Annotated in this window: 16 protein-coding genes; 4 read left to right on the top strand and 12 right to left on the bottom strand. The window is 71.1% G+C overall.

What is annotated here, in order from left to right; translation table 11 throughout:
- The first annotated feature begins 108 nt into the window (after positions 1-108).
- Positions 109-2,697 carry an ATP-dependent helicase HrpB gene (gene hrpB / locus Q0Z83_RS52725; RefSeq protein ID WP_317791113.1) on the top strand — a complete coding sequence of 863 codons (2,589 nt, stop codon included), beginning with the start codon at positions 109-111 and terminating at the stop codon, positions 2,695-2,697.
- A gap of 10 nt (positions 2,698-2,707) precedes the next feature.
- Here the strand turns inward: hrpB and Q0Z83_RS52720 are convergent, their stop codons facing one another.
- The 5 genes from Q0Z83_RS52720 to yidD all read right to left on the bottom strand — a co-directional run bounded on the left by Q0Z83_RS52720 (position 2,708) and on the right by yidD (position 8,847).
- Positions 2,708-5,437 carry a putative bifunctional diguanylate cyclase/phosphodiesterase gene (locus tag Q0Z83_RS52720; protein WP_317791112.1) on the bottom strand — a complete coding sequence of 910 codons (2,730 nt, stop codon included), beginning with the start codon at positions 5,435-5,437 and terminating at the stop codon, positions 2,708-2,710.
- Positions 5,438-5,485: 48 nt separating this feature from the next.
- The gene (locus Q0Z83_RS52715) at positions 5,486-6,208 is read right to left on the bottom strand and encodes a PP2C family protein-serine/threonine phosphatase (protein WP_317791111.1); all 723 of its coding nucleotides are present in this window, start codon (positions 6,206-6,208) and stop codon (positions 5,486-5,488) included.
- Between the two features lie 81 nt (positions 6,209-6,289).
- A complete protein-coding gene (locus Q0Z83_RS52710) occupies positions 6,290-7,339 on the bottom strand; it encodes a hypothetical protein (protein ID WP_317791110.1) in 1,050 nt (349 codons plus the stop codon).
- Positions 7,336-8,544: a transporter substrate-binding domain-containing protein gene (locus Q0Z83_RS52705; protein ID WP_317791109.1), complete on the bottom strand. Its 1,209-nt coding sequence runs from the start codon at positions 8,542-8,544 to the stop codon at positions 7,336-7,338. The genes Q0Z83_RS52710 and Q0Z83_RS52705 overlap by 4 nt, the downstream gene beginning before the upstream one ends.
- Before the next feature lie 45 nt (positions 8,545-8,589).
- Positions 8,590-8,847 carry a membrane protein insertion efficiency factor YidD gene (gene yidD / locus Q0Z83_RS52700; RefSeq protein WP_317797368.1) on the bottom strand — a complete coding sequence of 86 codons (258 nt, stop codon included), beginning with the start codon at positions 8,845-8,847 and terminating at the stop codon, positions 8,590-8,592.
- Here yidD and Q0Z83_RS52695 point away from each other — a divergent pair.
- Complete coding sequence (locus Q0Z83_RS52695) at positions 8,774-8,971, top strand: hypothetical protein (protein ID WP_317797413.1); 198 nt, start codon at positions 8,774-8,776, stop codon at positions 8,969-8,971. The genes yidD and Q0Z83_RS52695 overlap by 74 nt on opposite strands.
- 17 nt (positions 8,972-8,988) lie before the next feature.
- Here Q0Z83_RS52695 and treZ read toward each other — a convergent pair whose 3' ends face one another.
- Genes treZ through glgX form a run of 3 tightly spaced genes read right to left on the bottom strand, consistent with a single transcriptional unit; the run spans position 8,989 to position 15,094 of the window.
- Positions 8,989-10,719: a malto-oligosyltrehalose trehalohydrolase gene (treZ, locus tag Q0Z83_RS52690; RefSeq protein WP_317791108.1), complete on the bottom strand. Its 1,731-nt coding sequence runs from the start codon at positions 10,717-10,719 to the stop codon at positions 8,989-8,991.
- Positions 10,716-12,983, bottom strand: a complete 2,268-nt coding sequence (gene treY, locus Q0Z83_RS52685; RefSeq protein ID WP_317791107.1) for a malto-oligosyltrehalose synthase — start codon at positions 12,981-12,983, stop codon at positions 10,716-10,718. The genes treZ and treY overlap by 4 nt, the downstream gene beginning before the upstream one ends.
- Positions 12,983-15,094: a glycogen debranching protein GlgX gene (gene glgX / locus Q0Z83_RS52680; RefSeq protein WP_317791106.1), complete on the bottom strand. Its 2,112-nt coding sequence runs from the start codon at positions 15,092-15,094 to the stop codon at positions 12,983-12,985. The genes treY and glgX overlap by 1 nt, the downstream gene beginning before the upstream one ends.
- A gap of 208 nt (positions 15,095-15,302) precedes the next feature.
- On the opposite strand from glgX, the gene Q0Z83_RS52675 reads away from it, so the two are divergent.
- Positions 15,303-17,174: an amylo-alpha-1,6-glucosidase gene (locus tag Q0Z83_RS52675; protein ID WP_317791105.1), complete on the top strand. Its 1,872-nt coding sequence runs from the start codon at positions 15,303-15,305 to the stop codon at positions 17,172-17,174.
- Positions 17,175-17,185: 11 nt separating this feature from the next.
- A complete protein-coding gene (locus Q0Z83_RS52670; protein ID WP_317797367.1) occupies positions 17,186-18,448 on the top strand; it encodes a glycosyltransferase family 4 protein in 1,263 nt (420 codons plus the stop codon).
- A gap of 151 nt (positions 18,449-18,599) precedes the next feature.
- Here Q0Z83_RS52670 and Q0Z83_RS52665 read toward each other — a convergent pair whose 3' ends face one another.
- Genes Q0Z83_RS52665 through Q0Z83_RS52650 form a run of 4 tightly spaced genes read right to left on the bottom strand, consistent with a single transcriptional unit; the run spans position 18,600 to position 22,085 of the window.
- Entirely contained in the window at positions 18,600-19,604 is a 1,005-nt protein-coding gene (locus tag Q0Z83_RS52665) for a ketopantoate reductase family protein (protein ID WP_317791104.1), read from the bottom strand.
- A complete protein-coding gene (locus Q0Z83_RS52660) occupies positions 19,601-19,864 on the bottom strand; it encodes a UBP-type zinc finger domain-containing protein (protein WP_317791103.1) in 264 nt (87 codons plus the stop codon). The genes Q0Z83_RS52665 and Q0Z83_RS52660 overlap by 4 nt, the downstream gene beginning before the upstream one ends.
- Positions 19,861-21,435, bottom strand: a complete 1,575-nt coding sequence (locus Q0Z83_RS52655) for a Na+/H+ antiporter (RefSeq protein WP_317791102.1) — start codon at positions 21,433-21,435, stop codon at positions 19,861-19,863. The genes Q0Z83_RS52660 and Q0Z83_RS52655 overlap by 4 nt, the downstream gene beginning before the upstream one ends.
- A gap of 44 nt (positions 21,436-21,479) precedes the next feature.
- Positions 21,480-22,085 (bottom strand): fibronectin type III domain-containing protein, encoded by a 606-nt coding sequence (locus tag Q0Z83_RS52650; protein WP_317791101.1) that lies wholly within the window; start codon positions 22,083-22,085, stop codon positions 21,480-21,482.
- Positions 22,086-22,102 lie beyond the last annotated feature (17 nt).

Here is a 22,102-nt window from a genome sequence, read left to right as displayed (position 1 = left end):
TGCTGTTTCCGACGGCCGCGTCATCCACAGAAGCACGAACGGCGATCGCCCCTGCCGCCAGTGTGGACAACCGCGAAGGTCCCCGGCGGGATGGGCCAGACTGGGCGCGTGCTCATCCCCGCCGGCTCCCTGCCCGATCTCCCGGTCCGTCCCGTGCTGCCCGAGGTGGCCGCCACGCTGGACGACGCCGGGGCCGCCGTCCTGGTCGCACCGCCCGGCACCGGCAAGACCACGCTGGTGCCGCTCGCGTTGGCGACGCCGGGCGGCCGGGTGATCGTGGCCGAGCCGCGCCGGGTCGCGGCGCGGGCCGCCGCCCGCCGGATGGCCACGCTGCTCGGCGAGCAGGCCGGGCAGCGGGTCGGCTTCGCGGTGCGCGGCGAGCGGCAGGTCTCCCGCGACACCGTCGTCGAGGTCGTCACGACAGGTCTGCTGGTCCGCCGGTTGCAGGCCGACCCGGAGCTGGCCGGCGTCACCACCGTGATCCTGGACGAGTGCCACGAGCGCCACCTCGACTCCGACCTGGCTCTGGCCTTCCTCGTGGAGGTGCGGGCCGCGTTGCGTCCCGACCTGCGGGTTCTCGCCACCTCGGCGACCGCCGACGCCGAGCGGCTGGCGGCGGTTCTCGGCGAGTCCGGGCGGCCCGCCCCGATCGTCGTCGCCCACGCCCGTAACCACCCGGTCGAGGTGATCTGGGCGCCGCCGGCCGGGCCGATCACGCCGCCGCACGGGCTCCGGGTCGACCCGCGTCTCCTCGACCATGTGGCCGCCACGACCCGGCGGGCCCTTGCCGAGGGTGACGGTGACGTGCTGGTCTTCCTGCCCGGTGCCGGTGAGATCACCACCGTCGCCGGGCGCCTCGCCGGTCTGGATGCCGAGGTCGTGTCCCTGCACGGTCGGCTGACCGGTGCCGCGCAGGATGCGGCGCTACGTGCCGGCCCGCGTCGCCGGGTCGTGCTGGCCACCGCCGTCGCCGAGAGCAGCCTGACGGTTCCGGGGGTTCGAGCGGTGGTCGACGCCGGGCTCAGCCGGGTGCCGCGGATGGATCACGCCCGCGGTCTGGGCGCCCTGGCCACAGTCGCGGTGTCGCGGTCGTCCGCGGAGCAGCGTGCCGGGCGGGCCGGCCGGGAGGCGCCCGGCCGGGTCTACCGCTGCTGGCCGGCGGCGCTGCACGATCGACTGCCCGCTCAGCCCGAGCCGGAGATCGCCGCCGCCGACCTGACCGGGTTCGCGCTGGATCTGGCGCTGTGGGGGCACCCCGGTGGGGACGGCCTGGCCCTGCCTGATCCGCCGCCGGCCGGTGCGCTGCGGGCCGCTGTCGCCACCCTGCACGACCTGGGCGCCGTCGACACCGAGGGCCGGGTCACCGCGCGTGGCCGAGACCTGGCCGCGGCCGGCCTCCATCCCCGGCTGGGCCGCGCCCTGATCGACGGCGCCACCGTCCTCGGAGCGGACCGTGCGGCCGAGATGGTGGCCGTCCTCGACGACGACCGCACGACCACCGGCGACGTGGTCTCGGTTCTGCGGGCCGGGCGCAACGATCCCGCCCGGCGCGCCGAGGTCCGCCGTCTGACCCGGGCGCTGGACCGCTCACCCACCGGCCGCGCCGCACCCGACGGCACCTCACCGTCCTCCGAGGCAGCCGCTGACCGACCATCCGTGGCCCCAGGAGCAGCCTCAACCCGGTCATCATCGCCAAGACGACCGTCACCGGCGGCGCGGCTCAACGACGACCTCGCGGCCGGACTGATCGTCGGACTGGCCTATCCGGAGCGGGTAGCGCGCGTGCGGGAGCCGGGCAGCCGGTCCTACCTGATGGCCGGCGGCACCGCGGCCGAGCTACCCGTGGGAAGCCCGCTGACCGGGACGCCGTGGCTGGCCGTGGCCGGGGCGGACCGTGCGGCTGGGGCACGGGTGGCCCGGATCCGCAGCGCCGCACCCCTGGACGAGGACACCGCCCTGGAGGTGGCCGCGCCGATGGCCACCGAGTCCGCCGAGATCGGGTGGATCGACGGCGACGTGGTGGCCCGGCGGGTCCGCAGGCTCGGAGCGATCACCCTGGTCTCCACCCGCATCGCCGATCCCGATCCGGCGCAGCTACGGGCGGCGCTGGTCGCCGGCCTGCGGCAGGAGGGGCTCGACCTGCTGACGTGGAGCCGCAACGCCGAGGACCTGCGCAGACGGCTCGCCTTCGCGCATGCGGCACTCGGCGACCCCTGGCCGGACATGTCCGACGAGGCGCTGCTGGCGAACCCGGAGGACTGGCTCGACCTCGGCACGGCACGGCGGCGGTCCGACCTGGCGAGAGCCGACGTCGCCGGTGGGCTGCGGCGCCTGGTGCCCTGGTCGGTGGCGGGCCGGCTGGACGATGTGGCGCCGGAGCGACTACCGGTGCCGAGCGGGTCCCAGGTACGGGTCGACTACCGCGATCCGGCGGCGCCGGTGCTGGCGGTGAAGGTGCAGGAGGCGTTCGGCTGGAAGGAGGCACCACGCCTGGCCGACGGGCGGGTTCCGGTGCTGCTGCACCTGCTGTCCCCGGCGGGGCGGCCGGTCGCCGTCACCGCCGACCTCGGCTCGTTCTGGGTTCAGGGCTATCCACAGGTACGCGCGGAGATGCGCGGCCGATACCCCCGGCACCCATGGCCGGAGGATCCGACCACCGCCGAACCGACGCGGCGGGCCAACCCACGCTCCCGCTGACGGAAGGCGTTCACGACACGGCCGGGCCCGGGAGGCGGGAGAGAGGGGCCGGGGCACCGTAGAGGTAGCCCTGTCCCTGCGGGCAACCCAGCGCGGCCATCGCACCGGCCCGTTCCTCGGTCTCCAGGCCCTCGGCCACCACGGTGATGCCGAGTTCGGCGCAGATGGCCAGCACCGAACGGCACAGGGCTCCGGCCCGGTCCGGGGAGGTGTCGACGTCGGTCAGGGTGGAGTCGAGCTTGACGATGTCGACCGGGATGGCGTGCAACTGGGCCAGGGCGTTGTAGCCGCTGCCGAAGTCGTCGAGGGCCACCCGTACGCCGAGGGCGCGGAGCCGTTCGACGAGGGAGGCGGCGCAGGGCAGATCGGGGATGCGGAGGGTCTCGGTGATCTCGATGATCAGGCGGGCCGGGTCGAGGCGGTGCCGGGTCAAGGCGGCGCGGACGGCGTCCTCCAGACCCTGGCCGGCGAGACGTCCAGCGGAGACGTTGACGTGTACGTCGATGGGGCGGCCGTAGATCTCGGCCAGACGGGCGGCGTCGGCGCAGGCACGGTCGAGCACGAAGTCGTCGATCGCGGCGACCAGGCCGGTTCGCTCGGCCATCGTGACGAAGACGTCGGGGTGGACCGGGCCGGCCACCGGGTCGGTCCACCGGGCCAGCGCCTCGACCGAGACGGTCGCGCCGTCGCTGAGCCGGACGATCGGCTGGTAGTGCACGTCGAAGCCGGCCGCCGCGGGACTTCCGCCGGACAACGCGCCGGCCAGAAGCTGTGGCAGGTCGGCGTGCGGGCCGGAGTCCTTGGGGCCGGTGTAGCGGATCAGTTCGCCCTTGCCACGACGTTTCACCGCGTACATGGCGGCGTCGGCGCGGCGCAGCAGCAGGTCGGCGGTGAGCTTGTCACCCGGTTCGGCGGTGACCAGGCCGATGCTGACGCCGACACCGACCGAGCGGCCGTCGATGATGTACGGCTCGCGGAGGGTCGCCAGCACCCGCTGCCCGATGGCCTCGGCTTCAGCCTCCCAGGCGGCCTCGTCACCGGGGAAAGGCGACCCGGAGCCCGGCACGGAAGAGACCGCGGAAGAACCCGGGGAGGAACCGGGGGAAGCGGCCGCCGAAGCAGACGCCACGGTGGCGGACAAAGACGCCGAAGGATCCACAGAACCGACAGAAGACACGACGGAGGACGAGGCCGGGGAGGACAAGGTGGCGGAAGACGAGGCCGCGGAAGACGAGGCCGGGGAGGACAAGGTGGCGGAGGACGAGGGAGCGGAAGACGAACCGGAGGAAGACGAGGCGACGGACGAGGAGACAGAGGCGGGCGCGGCGGAGGCGTCCCAAGAAGGCGACACCGTGGCCCCACCCGCGAAGGCCGCCTCGGAGACCCGTACCCCCGCTGCCGAGAGGACATAACGCCGCTGCCGCAACATGCCATCGCCCCGGCGTCGCCAAGGCGCCCGGCGCCGGGGCGCCGGAACCGCGACCCCACCCTGATCGAGCACGATGGCGAACTCGTCCCCACCGAGGCGGGCGACCAGATCCCCGGCCCGCACCCCGGCCCGCATCCGCTCGCCGATGGCCTGCAGGACACGGTCGCCGATGGCATGCCCGAACGTGTCGTTGATCAGCTTGAAGTCGTCGAGGTCGGCGAAGAGCACGGCGACGGGCGTGCCGCGTTTCTGGTGGGCGTCGATGGCGAGGACGAGCCGTTCCCGGAAGAGCGCGCGGTTGGCCAGCCCGGTCAGCGGATCGTGATAGGCCTGGTGGTGCAGGCGGCGCTGGGCGGTGGCGACCCGGTCGAAGAGGACCGTGTTGTCGACGATGGTGATCATCTGGCGGGTGACGACCAGGGCGAGACCGAGCCAGCCCAGGTACGCCTCGAACGGGCTGAGCGACCCCTCGGCGACGGTACGCACGACGAGCACCACCCCGGTGACGACGACCGGCCCGTATGGCAGCAGGAGCCGGAACCAGTCGCGCTCGAGCACTTCGGGGTCGGGCTGCGGAGCCGGCACCCGGTTGGGGCTGAGCGCCGCCATCGCGATGAACGCCGGCCCGAGCAGGTGACCGAGCCCTTCCAGCCAGGTGGGCCCGCCGTCGAGGAGCCGGACGGTGTCGGCGACGCCGAAGGCGAGCAGCGCCGATCCGACGAGCCGCAGTGGCCGCCGCCCGGCCGGGGAGTCGGGCCGGGTGGTGAGCAGCAGCACCACCATGGTGAACAGGACCAGGTCCGCGATCAGGTAGATCAGGTAGACGACGTCGAGGCCTCGGAGGGCGGGCGACCCGGGCAGCACCGACCAGAAGAGGGCCAGCACCGACCCGGTGATCAGCAGACTGTCGATGATCAGGGCGAACTGGTCACGCAGCGGCGAGCTGGGCACCGGCCGGGGCCTGGTGTGCACGGCGCCGAGCAGCCCGACCAGCATGCAGGCCGGCAGCACGAACAACCCGGCCCAGGTGAGCGCGTGCGGAGGGCGGTCGGCGCCGGCCAGGTCCTGGACGACCCACCAGACCCGGTTGAGGGACCAGACGACCAGTCCTCCGGCGGCGAGCAGCCGCCAACGACGCGGGACGCCGGCCCGGTCGCGGCCGACGGTCAGGCAGACAGTGGCCGCGACGAGTCCGGCGACCAGTTGCGCCGTGTCGGTGTAGAGGCGGGGCGTGCCGAGGACGAGTTCGCCGAAGGCGACCACACCCAGCGTGAGCGCCAGCGTGCCGAGCAGTCGCGCCGTCGTGATCACCACCAGAGTCCGGGCCGCGAGACGTCGCGGCCGGAGTAAAATACCCGCTCAGTCCCCCGCGGTCACGTCGGCGACGATCACCGTGATGTTGTCGGGTCCGCCACCGCGTAGGGCGAGATCGATGAGCCTCTCCGCGCAGGACTTCGGATCCGCGATGGTGCGCAGCTCTTCCTCGAGGACCGGGTCGGGCACGACGCCGGTCAGCCCGTCACTGCAGAGCAGCCAGCGGTCACCCAGTTGTGGCTCGACGATGACGTAGGCCGGGGTGACCGGCTCGCCCTGGAGCACCCGGGTGACGACGGCCCGCCGTGGGTGTGCAGCCGCCTCCTCCGGCTTGATCAGGCCCTGGTCGACGAGCATCTGGACGTACGTGTCGTCCTTGGTGAGCTGGTTGAGCCGGCCGTCGCGCAGCAGATAGGCCCGGGAGTCACCGACGTGGGCCATGGCCGCGCGCTCACCGTTGAACAGCACCGCCGTCAGCGTGGTGCCCATGCCCGCCAGCGTGGGGTCGAGGGCCACCTGCTCGGCGATCCGGCCGTTGGCGACTTCGAGCGCCCGGTGCAGGGCGTCCATCTGGTGCTCGGTGGAGATCGGCGTGTCGAGCGAGACCATGGCTTCGATGGCGATCCGGCTGGCCAGATCGCCGGCGGCCATGCCGCCCATGCCGTCGGCGACGACGAGAAGCGAGTCACCGGCGAAGTGACCGTCCTCGTTGTTGCTCCGAACGTGTCCTTGGTCGGTGACGGCCGCCCACCGGAGGTGCAAGGTCATGGCGTGCAGCCTGCCAGGTCGACGCCAGCCTGTCTGCACGTGGTGGGCGGCATGTCGCACATGTCGTTGCTGAAATTACACTCATCCACCGCCTGAACCCCGATTCAGGGGCCGGCCGAGGCATCGGGGATCGATTTCGGTGACCGGCCGTGTCGGTGCGATCCATTCCAGTGCCGGGGCCTCGATCGGCCAGCCGCGGACCGTGATGCCGCTGCCCGGATCGTCGGAGGCCTGCGGGCAGAGCGTCTTCGACCGGACCTCGCCGTTGGGGATGAAGGTGACCTGGCCGGTGGCCTCCAGCATCGTGGTGGAGGTGTCGTCGACGGCGATGAGCTGGCCCCGGACCACCCGCATCGGCTCGCCCTCGGTCTCCACCTCGATGGCGCTGTCCGGCAGGACCGGGGCGCGCAGGAAGACCACGCCGACCATGAACGGTATGGCGAAGGCGACCGCCACGGCGGGCCAATGGGTGGCGATCCGGGCCCAGCGTTCCGGAACGGGCCCGGTGAGGACCGGACCGAAGAGCGGAGGAGCAAGCAGGAGTACGGCCGTCGTGTACTCCCCAGCGCGGAGCGAGGCGACCACTCCGGGCCAGACGAAGATCCACACGGTGATCGCGACGAGCACCGGCACGCCGAGCGTGAGCCAGCGCATCAGCCACGGTTCACCGTGCTCACCCTGCACCGCGGTCAGCCCGAGGATCGCCACCACCAGCATCATCAGCAACGGCAGCATGCGCAGTTGCCACGTGAAAGCGGCGATGCCGACGGCGATCACGACGACCCAGCCGGGCATCCGGAACGCGGCCACGGACAGGAACGACGTCGCGGTCTGGCCCGGTGAGCTGACCAGCGAGATGCCGCCGAGCACTCGGACCAGCAGGATGGCGGCGGGCACCGTCCAGCTCAGCGTGATGAACAGGGCGCCGATCATGCCGAGCGGGTTGATGTACTGCACGAGCAGCAGCATCGTGGGCAGGTCCTGCCGGCTCAGATACCACAGCCGCAGGACGAGCAGCAGCAGCGGGAACCCGGGCAGCACGGCGAGCAGCCAGTTCAGCTCGGCGCGGTAGCCGGGGCGGACCGGGACGCGCCCCTTGGTGACCCGTCCGGTCTTGATGTCGGTGGTCATCCCAGCGGATCCTCCCACGGCATCCAGCCGATCTCCGGCCGTTGCGCCGGCGGCTGCTGCCCGACCGCGATCGGGGTGTCCTCGATCTGGGGCTGCAGGTTCTGCTCGAAGGCCTTCTCCCAGCGGTCGTCCTCGGGATCGGTGTAGGAGCGGTACAGGGTGAGGTTGACGAGCTTTTCCAGGGCCGGGTTCTCGCCCACGTTGACGCCCCACCGCTCGTTCGATTCCAGACCCAGGTCCCAGTGCGCGTACTTGTCGGAGAATCTGTGCTTCCAGCCGGCCAGGATGGCGGCGTCGGTGCTGATCGCCTCGACCTGGTTCTGGTCGAGCGCCTTGAAGCACTCCCCGACCCGGTTCTTCTGGGTGACGATCGCCCCGACGTCGTCCAACGCGCTCGCGCTGGTCGACGTCGACAGGGTGCAGACCCGCTGGTCCTTGAGGTCCTTGAGGGCGACCACCGGGGCGTGCCCGGTGAGGGTGATCACCGACTGCTCGGTGTAGAGGTAGGGCTCGGAGAAATGGACCCCGGCCTTCTTCCGCTCGTCGGTGATGCTGTAGCTGGCGATCACCAGCTGGACCGGCACGCGTTTGCCGTCGACCGGATCGGCGGCCTGCATCCGGGCCCGGTCCTCGCTCTCCAGGCCGTAGAAACGCACGTCGTCCCGGCGGAAGCCCAGGTCGGCGGCGATCATGTACGCGATGTCGATGTCGAACCCGGACCAGGTCTTCCCGTCGTAGTAGGCCACCCCGTACTGGTCGTCCTTGACGCCGATGGCCAGGGTCGTCCACGTGTCGACACCTGACTGGGCGCGCAGCTCGGCGACCGACGGCGGCCCGCCGACCAGCAGACGACCCAGCGAGACCAGCAGGGTCAGGACGATGAGCACCCCGAGCCCGGCCAGCCGCCACACCTTGAACTGGTTGTCCCGTCGGGTGATCGCCGCGCGCTCGGCCTCCTCGGCCCGGGCCCGCTCCAGCGCCGCCTGCGCGGCGAGGTCCCGGGAGGCGAGCTCCTCGACCGTCATCTCCTCGACCGGAACGGTCGGGACCGGCGGCGGTTCCGGCGGGGCGGCGGCGGTCACGAACCGGCGCAGTGCGGCCAACTGCTTGGGCGGCAGCTGCTGCAAGGTCCGCAGGAGCCAGCTGTCGTCCGGCGGAGGCTGGCGTGGTGCGGCGCCGTCGCCGCCGTTCTCGGTGTCAGCCATCGACCCGTCCCTTCGTCCCCAGACGAGTCATCGTGCCCGACATCCTCAGGGAACGGGATCCCCGGTACCGAAGGGGACACCCGGACGGCATCGGGCGAGACGCGCGGCGGTCAGCCGCAGCCCGGTCCGAAGACCATGCCGATCGATCGCCTGGAGCGCATACGCGCTGCAGGTGGGCGTGTAGCGGCACCGGGTGGGCAGCCGGGGCGAGACTTTCCGATAGCCGCGGATGGCGGTGGTCACCGCCCGTTCGGCCCGGGAGCTTCCAGGGGTACGGCTGAGCGCGGCGAACAACCGCACCATCATGCTCAGCGAGAAGCAGTCACATCCGGGTATGTCGCAGTCGCAGTTCGGCGTGCAGGCGTCGAACCACGAATGCGCAGAGTCCTTCTTTTTCTTCTTCTTGCGCACGCTCACGATCACATGATGGCGGAAGGGTGCACCTCAGCGGACCGAGACTACGGCGGCGCTCTCCGGTGGCAGCACGAGCCGGTCGCGTTCGACGACGACACCGGGCGCGGTGGCCAACAGCACCGACCGGGGCAGCGCCCGCACACTGACCGTCTGCGGCACGGCGGCCAGGTTGGCGGCGACCACACTGGGCCCGCGCCGGATGACCACGTGCTGGTCGCCGTGCCACACCTCGACCTGGTGCAACCACGGGTCGGTGAGGCCCGGTGTGCTCCGGCGCAGGGCGATCAGCTTGCGGTACAGGTCGAGGATCTCGGCGTGCCCGGGTTTGCCCAGCTCGGACCAGTCGAGCTTGGACCGCTCGAAGGTGGCCGGGTCCTGCGGGTCGGGCACGTCGGCCTCGGCCCAGCCGTGACTGGCGAATTCGCGTCGTCGCCCGTTCTGCACGGCGGCGGCCAGGTCGGGCTCGGGATGCGAGGTGAAGTACTGCCAGGGGCTGCTGGCCGCCCACTCCTCGCCCATGAACAGCATCGGCGTGAACGGGGAGGTCAGCAGCAGGGTGGCGGCCACCTTGAGCAGGCCCGGCGAGAGGGTGGCGGTGAGCCGGTCGCCGACCGCCCGGTTGCCGATCTGGTCATGGTTCTGCAGGAACGCGACGAACCGGTGGCCGGGGGTGCGCTGCCGGTCGACCGGACGGCCGTGCCGACGGCCCCGGAACGACGACCAGGTCCCGGCGTGGAAGAACGCCCCCTCCAGGACGGTACGCAGGCAGTCCAGCGACCCGAAGTCCCCGTAGTAGCCCTGGCGTTCCCCGGTGAGCAGGGTGTGCAGGGCGTGGTGGACGTCGTCGTCCCACTGGGCGTGCAGCCCGTACCCCCCGGCCTCTCGCGGGGTGATGAGTTTCGCGTCGTTGAGGTCGCTCTCGGCGATCAGCGACAGCGGACGGCGCAGCTCGGTGGAGAGCGTCTCCACCTCGACCGCCATCTGTTCGAGCAGGTGGACGGCGCCCTCGTCGTGCAGCGCGTGCACGGCGTCCAGCCGCAGCCCGTCGACGTGGTAGTCGCGCAGCCACATCAGCACACTGTCGACGATGTAGCGGCGCACCTCGTCCGAGCCGGGCCCGTCCAGGTTGATCGAGTCGCCCCAGGCGTTGCTCTTGTTGCCGAGGTAGGGGGCGAACATCGGCGCGTACGCCCCGGACGGCCCGAAGTGGTTGTAGACCACGTCGAGCACCACCCCGAGGCCCTTGGCGTGGGCCGCGTCGACGAACCGTTTGAGCCCGTCCGGGCCGCCGTACGCCTCGTGCGGCGCGAACCAGCAGACCCCGTCGTAACCCCAGTTGTAGGTGCCGTTGAACGCGTTGACCGGCAGCAGCTCGACCAGGTCGACACCGAGGTCGACGAGGTGGTCGAGCCGTTCGATCGCGGCGTCGAAGGTGCCCTCCGAGGTGAACGTGCCGACGTGCAGCTCGTAGAGGACCGAGCCGGGAAGCTGCCGGCCGGTCCAACCGTGGTCGGTCCAGGCGAAGGCCGAGTGGTCGTACACCCGGCTCGGGCCGTGCACCCCCGCCGGCTGCCATGCCGACCGCGGATCGGGCAGCGGGCTGTCGGCGCCGGGCAGTAGGAAGGCGTAGTCGCTGCCGGGCTCGGCGGCCGGCACGTCGAGGTGCCACCAACCGCCCTCGCCGGGCTCCATCTCGCGATCCTGATCGGCGATCCGAAGACGAACGGGCTTTTCCGGCGCCCACACCGAGAAGAGAGTCATTCTTTCACCAGCAGAGCGACGGGATAGGTGTGCAGCAACTCGGCCACGGCGAGGCGATTGCCACCGTAGCCGGTGTTCGTGAACACTTCCGTCCAACTATGTCCGTCCAGTGACAGCGTGGTGTCTCCCCAGCCGCCGTGCCGTGACAATCCGACCGGGAGCCGGGTGGCGACCGCCACCACGCCGCCCCGGTCGAAGGCCAGCACGTGCTCCGGAACCCGTCCGTCGGCGAAGACCGGGCGGTAACCGGTGAAGAGTTCCGGCCGCTGTCGGCGCAGCCGCAGGATCCGGCTGGTGATCAGCAGTTTCGCCGCGCCCGTCTCGTCGACGGGTGGCAGCCAACCGTCGTCGATGCGGCCGAGCAGCTCACGGCGGGCGGCGAAGTCGACCGGACGCCGGTTGTCCGGATCCACCAGCGAGTGGTCCCACAGTTCGGTGCCCTGGTAGACGTCCGGAACGCCGGGCATGGTGAGCTGCACCAGCTTCTGGCCGAGCGAGTTCGACCAGCCGGGCGGGGCGATCGACGTGGCGAAGTCGGCGACCTCCCGATGCAGCGCCGGATCGTCGAAGATCCGGTCGACCATCTGCCGCAGGGCGGTCTCGAAACCCTCATCCGGACTCAGCCAGTTCGTTCCGGTTCCGGCTTCCCGGGCGGCCTTCACGGCGTACGCCTGAAGTCGCTCTCGGGAGATCGGCCATGCGCCGACCGTGACCTGCCAGAGGAGATGGGCCAGCGCCGGATCCGGGAGCGGAGCGAACCGGACCCATCGGCGCACCACCTCGGTCCAGTCGCCGGGCACCTCGGAGAGGACCGCCAGCCTCGCGCGGACGTCCTCGCCGCGTTTGGTGTCGTGGGTGGCCAGCGACGTCATGGTGTCCGGCCACTCGGCGTGCCGCTGCTCGGCGTAGTGGTGGAACTCGTCGATCGTGACGCCGAACTTCGCCGGGTCGTTGCCCACCTCGTTGCGGGCCACGAACCGGGTCCACCGGTAGAACGCGTTGTCCTCCACGCCCTTGGCCATCACCGCACCGGTGAACTGCTGGAACCGGACCGCCAACTCGTCGGCCGGGTTGCGCAGCCGGGCGGTCAGCTGGTCGAGCACGGCGATCATCTGCGGGCGGCGGCGGCCCGCCTCGGACCGGGCGGTCGCCAGGTCCCGGCTACCGGCGGGCAGGTAGGAGCGGTACACCGGGAAACACGCGGCGAGTTCGGCGAGCGCCTTGGGTGCGGCCTCGATCTCGGGTACGAGCGCCGCGAGCCGGGCCAGCTCGGCGGCCAGCACGTTCGTCGCCACGTGCAGTTTGGCGTCGTGCACCAGGTCCTGCCAGGAGACCGTGGCGCCGGTCAGGTGGTGGGCGAGGGTGTCGAAGAACGCCTCCGTGGCCGGGTCGACGAAGACGCCGTTGACCTCGGCCATCGCGTCGTACCCGGTGGTGCCGGCGACCGGCCAGGCGGGCATGCGTTCGCCCGGTTCGAGGATCTTCTCGACCACGATCCAGGCGTCCGGGGCGGCGTCCCGGAGCCGGTTGAAGTATTCGGCCGGGTTGCGCAGCCCGTCCGGGTGGTCGACCCGGATGCCCTGGGCCAGGCCTTCGTTGTACCAGCGCAGGATCTCGGCGTGGGTGGCGGCGAAGACGTCGGGGTCCTCGACGCGCAGCCCGGCCAGGTCGGTGATGGCGAAGAACCGCCGGTAGTTGATCTCGCGGTCGCCGCGGGTCCAGTTGACCAGCTCGTAGTGTTGGCGGTCGTGCACCTCGCGGGGTGTCCCGTCGCCGGTGCCGTCGGCGATCGGGTAGCGCTTGTCGAAGTAGCGCAGTTCGCCGTCCTCGATCCGCAGATCGTCCAGGGCGTCCTCGCTGTCGGCCAGCACGGGGAGCAGGATCCTCCCGCGCGTCCAGTCGATGTCATAGTGGCCGGAGAAGTCCGAATCCCGGCCGTTCTTCAGCACGTCCCACCAGGTGGGGTTGGTGTGCGGGACGCCGACCCCGGCGTGGTTGGGCACGATGTCCACGACCAGGCCCAGATTGGCGGCCTTGAGTGCTCCGGCGAGCGCCGCCAGCCCGTCCGGCCCACCCAGCGCCGGGCTGACCCGCGAATGGTCCACCACGTCGTAACCGTGCTGCGAATCCGGCGCGGCGGTGAGCAGCGGGGCCGAGTAGAGGTGACTCACCCCGAGATCAGCCAGGTAGTCGGCTATCTCGGCGGCGCTGGTGAGCGGGAAATCCGGGCGGACCTGGACTCGGTAGGTGCTGCTGGGGCTCATCAGACCGTCCTGTCGAGCACGATGAGGGACCGGTCCGGCACCCAGATCTTGTGTCCGGCCTCCACGACGGACGGGCGATCCGGGGTCGGTTCGGCGGTTTCGATGACTCTCTCCCACTTCTCCCCGTATTCCGCGGGAGGGGTGGTGAACTCGAGCGGCGCGTCGTGCGCGTTGAAGAACAGCAGGAACGAGCTGTCCACATGGCGCTGGCCGTACTGTCCGCGCTCCCGGATGCCCTCGCCGTTGACGAAGAGCGCGACCGCCCGGCCGAAGTCGTTGCCCCAGTCGTCACCGGCCATCTGCCGACCGTCCGGGGTGAACCACTCCAGGTCGGGCAGCGGGTCACCGCCGCCACGGGCGGTCACCGGCAGCCCGGTGAAGAACCGGCGGCGCTGGAACACCTGGTGCCGGTGCCGGAACGCGACCAGCTTGCGGGAGAACTCCAGCAGCCGCTCGTCGGCGTTCTCCCAGTCGATCCAGGCCAGCTCGTTGTCCTGACAGTAGGCGTTGTTGTTGCCCTGCTGGGTGCGGCCCAGCTCGTCACCGTGCGAGATCATCGGCACGCCCTGGCTGAGCATCAGCGTCGCCAGGAAGTTGCGCCGCTGCCGGGCCCGCAGCGCGAGCACCCCGGGGTCGGTGGCCGGTCCCTCGATGCCGCAGTTCCAGGACCGGTTGTGGCTCTCGCCGTCCCGGTTCTCCTCACCGTTGGCGTCGTTGTGCTTGTCGTTGTACGACACCAGGTCGTTGAGCGTGAACCCGTCGTGCGCGGTCACGAAGTTGATCGAGTGGAAGGGTTTGCGGCCGTCATCCTGGTAGAGGTCGGCCGAGCCGGTGATCCGGGAGGCGAACTCGGCCAGCGTGGCCGGCTCGCCACGCCAGAAGTCGCGGACCGTGTCCCGGTACTTGCCGTTCCACTCGGTCCAGTTCGGCGGGAAGTTGCCCACCTGGTAGCCACCCGGCCCGACGTCCCACGGCTCGGCGATCAGCTTCACCTGGCCGACGATCGGGTCCTGCTGCACCACCTCGAAGAACGTGGACAGCCGGTCCACGTCGTAGAACTCCCGGGCCAGCGTGGACGCCAGGTCGAAGCGGAAACCGTCGACGTGCATCTCGGTCACCCAGTACCGCAGCGAGTCCATGATCAGTTGGAGGCTCTGCGGGCTGCGCACGTTCAGGCTGTTACCGGTACCCGTGTAATCCATGTAGAACTGCGGCTGATCGTCGACCAGCCGGTAGTAGGTCCGGTTGTCGATGCCCTTCAGCGACAGCGTCGGCCCCAGATGGTTGCCCTCGGCGGTGTGGTTGTAGACGACGTCGAGGATGACCTCCATGCCAGCCGCGTGCAGCGCCTTGACCATGCCCCGGAACTCCTGGGTCTGCTGGCCGAGCGAACCCATCGCCGAATAACCGTGGTACGGCGCGAAGAACCCGAGCGTGTTGTAGCCCCAGTAGTTGTTCAGGCCCAGGTCGTGCAGCCGGTTGTCGTGCACGAACTGGTGCACCGGCATCAGCTCGACAGCCGTCACGCCGAGGCTCTTCAGGTGCTCGATGATCGCCGGGTGGCCGATCGCCGAGTAGGTGCCGCGCATGTCCCGCGGGATCTCCGGGTGCCGCTGGGTCAGGCCCTTGACGTGTGTCTCGTAGATCACCGAGTGGTGGTACGGGATGTCCGGGCGGCGGTCGTTGCCCCAGTCGAAGTACGGGTTCACCACCACGCCCTTGGGCATGTACGGCCCCGAGTCCAGCTCCGACATCTGATCCGGGTTGTCGAAGTCGTAGGCGTACAGCGACGGATGCCAGTCGATGTCCGAGTCGACCGCCCGCGCGTACGGGTCGAGCAGCAGTTTGTGCGGATTGCACCGAAGGCCCCGATGTGGCTCGTAGGGGCCGTAGACGCGGTATCCGTACCGCTGCCCCGGCTCCACCCCCGGCAGATAGGCGTGCCACACGAACGCGTCCTGCTCGTGCAACAACACCTTCCGTTCGTTGCCGGACGGGTCGAAGAGGCACAACTCGACCGCTTCGGCCACCTCGGAGAAGATCGCGAAGTTCGTGCCCGTCCCGTCGTAGGTGGCACCCAGTGGGTACCGATGACCAGGCCAGACCTGCATATCCGTGCTCCTACCCTCAGCCGCCGGAGTGATCGGGGCCGGCGAGGGTCTGCTATGCCCGTCCGTGGGACCGGCTAACCCTGCGCGGCCGCGTCTGCGGCCATTCTCGCGGACTTCACTGCTAACGTCGGCCCGACTGTCCGGTTAGCCGCTGATATCTCCCCGTCCGGGGGTTTGGCGCGTATCAAATAGAGGCGTTTGAGGGACCGTGGCGCGGAATGATCAGTTCACGTTCGGGCCGCACGTGTGCGGCTCCCTCTCCGCCGAGGCGGGCACCGGCCGCGAGTGGCTGGTCACCGACGGCCTCGGCGGATACGCCTCAGGCACGATAAGTGGCCTGCGCACCCGCCGCGAACACGCGCTGCTGACCGTCTCCGGCCACGTCGCGCTCGCCTCGCTGGACCTCACCGTCACACTGCCGTCCGGCGCCAAGATCCCGCTGTACACGCACACCTGGGCGGCCGGGCCGGTCGAGCCGGCCGGCCACCGGTACCTGGCAATGTTCACCCTGGACCAGGGCCTGCCGCGCTGGCAGTGGCGGATCGGCGACATCGTCATCGAACGTGAGCTGGCCATGCGCCACGGCCATCCGTCGGTCGCCGTCGTGCACCGCGTGCTCAGCGCGCCGGGTCCGGTCGGCCTCGCCGTCGCCGCGATGTGCACCTGGCGGACCGCGCACACCAGCCGCCGCGCCGACGGCCCCGGCCTCCTCGTGGAACCCGTCGCCGGCGGAGTCATCCTCGACCGCGCGTACCGACTGCACGGCCCCGGCTGGCAGCCCGCCGGATCGTGGCACCTCGGGGTTCGTACCGGCCCGTCCGACGACGACGTCGAGGATCTCTGGCACGCCGGGACCTTCTTCCGCCAGGCCGGGCCGGGCGGTGCGTGCGAGATCTCGGCCTGGGCCGGCCCGCTTGGCGAGACCCCGCCACCACCGCCCGCGGTCATCGCCGCGGAGCGCGAGCGCGCTCACCGGCTGGTCACCCTCGCCAAGACGGAGGGGTACGCGGAAACGCTCGTACTCGCCGCGGACAGGTTCATCGTCGAGTCCCCGGACGGGCCGGACGTGATCGCCGGATATCCGGGGCAGGGCCGCTGGCTGGGCGACACGATGACCGCCTATGAGGGGCTGTTCCTGGACACCGGCCGCCTCGACGAGGGCCGCGAACTGCTGATCGCCCGCACCCGCGCGGCCGCCCGCGACCTGCGCACCCCGGACGCGCCGTGGCTGCGCCACGATGCCCTGGACGGCCCGTTGTGGCTGGTCCACGCGGTCGACAGACATGTCACCAGAACCGGTGACAGCGCGCTGGCGGCCAAACTGGCCGCGCCGCTCGGCCGGGTACTGCGCCACCACCTCGGCGGATCCGGGCCGCTCAGCATCGACCCGGCCGACGGCCTGGTCCGGCTGGCCTCCCCCGGCCCGGACACCCCACGGATCGGCAAACCGGTCGACCTGAACGCGCTCTGGGTGAACGCGCTGGCCGCCATGTGCGACCTGCTCGGCGAGGCCGGCCACGACGACGGCGAGCCGCGGGCCCGGCACGCCCGGGCCCAGGAGTCGTTCGTCGCCCGGTTCCCGGCCCCCGAGGGCTGGCTGTACGACGTGATCGAGGGACCGGCGGCGGCCTACCCGCTCGGGGCGGGCGCCCACCACGACGATCCGTCACTGCGTCCGCATCAGCTACTCGCCTGGTCGCTGCCGCACGCCCCGATGCGCGGCCGTCAGCCGAACGCCGTCCGGGCCGTCGGCGAGTCCCTGCTCACCCCGCTCGGCCCACGGACCCTGGCCCCCGGCGAGTACGGCTACCAGCCCTGCCGACCCGCCGACCCGGACATGGCCCACCATCAGGGCCCGGTGTGGACGTGGTTGATCGGCCCCTACGCCGACGCGTGCGCCGCCACCGGCCGCCCGGTCGACGGCCTGCTCGACGCCCTCGACGCCCACCTGTCCGAAGCCGGCCTCGGCTCCCTCGGCGAAACCGCCGACGGCGACGCCCCGCACCGGGCCTCCGGCATCCCGTTCTCCGCCCGCTCGGTAGCCGAGGCCCTACGAGTCAAACAGAGGTACCTCCCGTGAGCCGGATCCTGATGCTGTCGTGGGAGTACCCGCCGTTGCTGGTCGGTGGGCTCGGCCGGCACGTGCACGCGCTCGCCACCACCCTGGTCCGGGCCGGCCACGAGGTCACCGTCGTCACCCGGTACGCCCCGGGCGCGCTGCTCGAGGAGTACACCGAGGGCGTCCGGGTGGTCCGCGCCCCCGACGATCCGCCGAGTTTCGACGTCACCGGCGGCAACCTGCTGGCCTGGGCGGTCGCCTTCAACCACACGCTCACCCGGGCCGCCCTGCGCGCCGCCCGGACCGGCGGCTTCGACGTGGTGCACGCCCACGACTGGCTGGTCGCCCACACCGCGGTCACCCTGCGCGAACACCTCGACGTACCGCTGGTGGCCACCGTCCACGCCACCGAATCCGGCCGCCACCAGGGCTATCTCCCGAACCCCCACAACCGCACGATCGACGACATCGAGCGATGGCTCGCCACCGAGGCGGTACGGGTGATCGTCTGCTCGACCTACATGAAACGCGAGATCACCCGCCTGTTCGACGTCCCCGGCGACCGGGTGGACGTGGTCCACAACGGGGTGGACGCCCTACGCTGGCGGGCCCGCCCCCGCGCGGTCGCCGCCGCCCGCGCCCGCTACGCCGGTGACGGCCCGCTGATCAGCTACGCCGGCCGGCTGGTCTACGAGAAGGGCGTACAGCACCTGATCGAAGCCGTGCCCGCCCTACGTTCCCGTTTCCCCGGCCTGCGCGTGGTGATCGCCGGCGACGGCCCCTACCGCCCGGACCTGGAAGACCTCGCCACCGGTACGCCCGAGGTGAGCTTCACCGGTTTCCTCGGCGGCCACGAGCTGACCGCCCTGATGGGCGCGTCGGACTGCTATGTGGTGCCGAGCATCTACGAGCCGTTCGGCATGGTCGCGCTGGAGGCGGCCGCGGCGGGAACCCCGGTCGCGGCGGCCGGCACCGGCGGCCTCGAAGAGATCATCGAACACGGCGTGACCGGGGTGAAGTTCGCCTCCGGCGACCCGTCAGCGCTGGCCGAGGCGACCGGCTGGGTGCTTGGCGACCGCGACTACGCCCGCTCCCTGGCCCTACGAGCCCGCGAACGGGTCCGCGCCGACTTCAACTGGCCCGCCATCGCCGACCGGACCGCTGCCGTCTACGCCCAGGCCCAGGCCATCGACGCCGACCGGGTGGCCCGCGAAGCCGAACACCTGCTGGCCCAGCTCCCCACCGACCCCCGGCCGGCGCTCAGAGCTGTCCCAGGGGCATCCGAACAGCTCTGAGCGCCGGCCCGACAAGACCAAAACCGGCCGGCCCTCAGAGCTGTCGCGAGAGCATTCCGACAGATCTGCCGTTGCCCGGTGGGCGCGTTTCGGTCCGGTGTGTCGCCTGGTTCGCGCGTCGGCACGAATGGGTTCGCGTGGCCGTACCAGATCAGAGGTTTGCCGAATAGACCGCCAACCCGGTGTGGGCCGCGGCCAGCAACGGCACGCTGACCTGGTGTTTCGTCGCCTCGGCGACCATGTCTCCGAGGATCGCGCCGGCTTCGACCGGGAGGCCCTGGGTGAGGTCGCGGTACATCGACGAGGTGGTCGGTTCGGTGGTCACGATGGTGGCTTCGAGCATCGCCGCCGCCTTGCCGCGGATCGGGTGGCCCGCCGCTGCGGCGACCGCGGACGTCTCGGCGGCGAGCGCGTGCAGGAACTCGCTGCCACCGGGCGCCTTGTTGATCGCCCCGATCGAGCCGCGCAGCAGGGTGGTCGCCGCTCCGAGCGTGGCGAGAAGGACCCATTTGTCCCAGAGTTCCTGGACGATCGTGGCCGAAACCCGCGCATCGAAACCGGCGCCGGACAATGCCTCGGAAATCACCGAAAGGCGCTCGTCGACGCCATCACCCGCAGCGAAGACGCCGCCGGAGGAAACGTCGTCGAACGAGACGCCGACGGAGGAAGCGCCCGCGGGCAGGACTTCGGCGGAGGCCGATGAATCGTCGGTGAGCGGGCCGAAGGACAACCGGTGCAGGCCGCTCATCTGGAGCACGTCGCCATCCGGGTCGAGCATCGCGTGGATCATGCAGACGCCGCCCCAGGCCCGATCAGCGCCGAAGCGACGGACCAGCGACTCGATGTGCCGGATGCCGTTGAGCAGCGGGATCACGACGGTTCGCGGGCCGACGGCAGGCGTCAGATCGGTGAGCGCGGTCTCCAGCGAGTAACTCTTGACCGCGAGGAGCACCAGGTCGTAGTGGCCGTCGACCTCGGTGATCGTGCGTGGCCGGAGCTGGATCTCGCCGTCCGGGCTCTTGATCCGCAGGCCGCGCTCGGCCAGCCGGGCCGCCCGGGCGGGCCGAACCAGGAAGGTCACGTCCCGCCCGGCCTGGGCGAGGCGGCCGCCGAAGTAGCCGCCGGTCGCGCCCGCGCCGACCACCAGGATCCTCATCCGAGCTGCTCGTCCTCGTAGCACCAGCGCCACGACTCACCCGGCTCGAACGAGCGCATCACCGGGTGCCCCTCGGCGGCGTGGTGCGCGGACATGTGCCGGGCCGGCGACGAGTCACAGCAGGCCACCAGCCCGCAGGACAGGCACAGGCGCAGGTGCACCCAGTTGTGGTTGCCGACCGCGTGGCACTGCGGGCAGCCCTCCTCGTAGGCGCTCAGCGGGGCCGGCTCGGTCGTCTCCTTGAGATGCTGACAGGTCAATCGTCACTCCGTTGCAGCTGGGATTCTTCCAGGTCTAGCTCGCGCTGGGCGCGGACCAGAACCTCCTCGGGGATCCGCCCCTCATTGCGGGCGATCTTGAAGACGTGCCGTTCGGCTCTGATCATCTCGCGGCGCAGGCGACCATACGCCGCCGACGGGGTTTCCCGGTCCTGGCTGCCGAGCCGTTCCCAGGCGTTGTTGCCCCGGCTCTCGATCAGCCCACGCAGCCTGTCGACCACGTTAGTCGGCGCGCCGTCGGCGTGCTCCTCCAGCGCCTCCAGGGCGGCCCGCCCGGCGGCGTGCTGCACCCCGGCCTCGGCCAGCGCGTCCTGGGCGCTGTTGTCCTCGCGCACGCCGAGCCGGCGGGCCAGCCACGGCAGGGTGGTGCCCTGCACCATCAGGGTCAGCACGATCACCGCGAAGGCCACGAAGATCAGCAGCTCGCGAGGGTAGTCGGGCACGTCGTCGACGCCGGGCGGCGGCAGGGTCTGCGCGGCCGCCAGCGTCACCACGCCGCGCATGCCCGCCCAGGCGATCACGGTCGGCACGGTGACCGGTGGTCGTGGCTCGCGGTTACGGATCCGTGGCACGAGTCGGGCCAGGTAGGTCGCCGGATACATCCACAGGAAGCGGATCAGCAGCAGCGCCCCGAACACCACCGCGGTGACCTGCACGGTGGTGGCGACGCTGGTCTCGATGGTGCTGATCACGGTCCGCAATTGGAGACCGACCAGGAGGAAGACCACGCCCTCCAGCAGGAAGTTGATCAGGCGCCAGACCGCGTCCATCTGTAGGCGTGAGGTCGGCGACAGCAGGTAGGGGATGCGGTGCCCGAGGTAGAGGCCGGCGATCACCACGGCGACCACGCTGGACGTGTGCAGTTTCTCCGCGATGATCACCACCACGAACGGGGTGAGCAGCGCCATCGCGTCGTCCAGCAGCGGATCCTCGATCTTGCGGTGCAGCCAAGCCACACCCATCGCGAACGCCAGGCCGATCAGCAGACCGCCACCGGCGGTGAGCGTCACCCGCATGGTGATGTCCCAGAAGCCGACCGCCACGCCGCCGAGCGCGCCGACCGCCACCCGGACCATGACCAGCGCGGTCGCGTCGTTGAGCAGGCTCTCGCCTTCGAGGATGGTCACCACCCGGCGGGGCAGGCCCACCCGGCGGGCGATCGCGGTCGCGGAGACCGCGTCCGGCGGGGCGACGATCGCGCCCAGCGCGACGCACGCGGCCAGCGGCACGGCCGGCAGCAGCAGATGCACGAGGAAGCCCACCACCATCGCGGTGAGCACCACGAGCCCCACCGCGAGCAGCAGGATGGGCCGTAACGCGAGCCGGAACGCGGGCACCGAGGTCTGTAACGCCGCCACGTAGAGCAGCGGTGGCAGGATCCCGATCAGCACCAGCTCGTGGTCGAGATGCGCCTCCGGGAACCCGGGCACGAAGGACAGCCCCAGCCCGGCGACGAGCAGCACCAGCGGCGCGACGAACCCCAGCCGGCGGGCGAGGGCTGCGCCGACGACGGCGATCGCCACCAGAACGACAGTGTCGACGATCGTCTCCATGCGGGGAAGCTTAGAGACTCCCCCTGACGAGTCCCCAGGAGTCCCTACGTGGTGCTGACCACGCCGGATCGGGCGATCGTCTGGGTGTAGACGCCCTCCAGGCTGAAGTTGTCCCGCTTCAGGACCACATCGACCACGAAGGTGTACGGCGTCTTCGGGTCCAGCCCGGTCACGGTGGCACTGACGTCGCCGCACGTGGTCGGCGCGCTGCGGGTCCAGCCGACCTCCTTCTGCGCGCCGGTGACCAGGTCCTGGTTGATCGCGGTCACCCGATAGTCGACGATGTTCGCCCCGCCCGGGTGATACCAGGTGACCACCGCGCTGGTGCTCGCCGGTGTCACGGCCAGTCCGTCGATCTTCTTGATCCGCTGCATCGGCGTGCAGGTGCTGCTCGGCGTCCCGCTCGGCCACGGGCTGATGGTGGGCAGCGGCGGCAGCGTCGTCGACGGGGTCGGTGACGCCTTGCCGACCGGGTCCGTGGGTGACGGCGTGGGCGTGCCGCCGTCGACCACGATCCAGTTGCGGCCACCGGCGGCGGCCGTCTCCTCCTCGCCCGGCCGGGTCGACGACGAGGACGAGGAGCAGCCCGCGAGCAGCAGCGGCAGGACGACGGCGGTCAGGGCGACGGCGGACTTCCGATATCCCAGCACGTCAGGTGGTTCGGGTC

Origin of the sequence: Actinoplanes sichuanensis, assembly GCF_033097365.1 — a bacterium.
GTDB classification, from domain to species: domain Bacteria; phylum Actinomycetota; class Actinomycetes; order Mycobacteriales; family Micromonosporaceae; genus Actinoplanes; species Actinoplanes sichuanensis.
The sequence above is the reverse complement of the archived record's forward strand: the minus strand, read 5'-3'. Positions and strand labels throughout refer to the sequence as shown.

Coding starts and splice junctions, on each gene's coding strand:
- Q0Z83_RS52715 (WP_317791111.1), bottom strand. CDS start 6,208: ATGACCTTGCACCTCCGGTGGGCGGCCGTCACCGACCAAGGACACGTT.
- Q0Z83_RS52710 (WP_317791110.1), bottom strand. CDS start 7,339: ATGACCACCGACATCAAGACCGGACGGGTCACCAAGGGGCGCGTCCCG.
- Q0Z83_RS52705 (WP_317791109.1), bottom strand. CDS start 8,544: ATGGCTGACACCGAGAACGGCGGCGACGGCGCCGCACCACGCCAGCCT.
- Q0Z83_RS52695 (WP_317797413.1), top strand. CDS start 8,774: ATGGCGGTGGTCACCGCCCGTTCGGCCCGGGAGCTTCCAGGGGTACGG.
- yidD (WP_317797368.1), bottom strand. CDS start 8,847: ATGGTGCGGTTGTTCGCCGCGCTCAGCCGTACCCCTGGAAGCTCCCGG.
- treZ (WP_317791108.1), bottom strand. CDS start 10,719: ATGACTCTCTTCTCGGTGTGGGCGCCGGAAAAGCCCGTTCGTCTTCGG.
- treY (WP_317791107.1), bottom strand. CDS start 12,983: ATGAGCCCCAGCAGCACCTACCGAGTCCAGGTCCGCCCGGATTTCCCG.
- glgX (WP_317791106.1), bottom strand. CDS start 15,094: ATGCAGGTCTGGCCTGGTCATCGGTACCCACTGGGTGCCACCTACGAC.
- Q0Z83_RS52670 (WP_317797367.1), top strand. CDS start 17,186: ATGCTGTCGTGGGAGTACCCGCCGTTGCTGGTCGGTGGGCTCGGCCGG.
- Q0Z83_RS52665 (WP_317791104.1), bottom strand. CDS start 19,604: ATGAGGATCCTGGTGGTCGGCGCGGGCGCGACCGGCGGCTACTTCGGC.
- Q0Z83_RS52655 (WP_317791102.1), bottom strand. CDS start 21,435: ATGGAGACGATCGTCGACACTGTCGTTCTGGTGGCGATCGCCGTCGTC.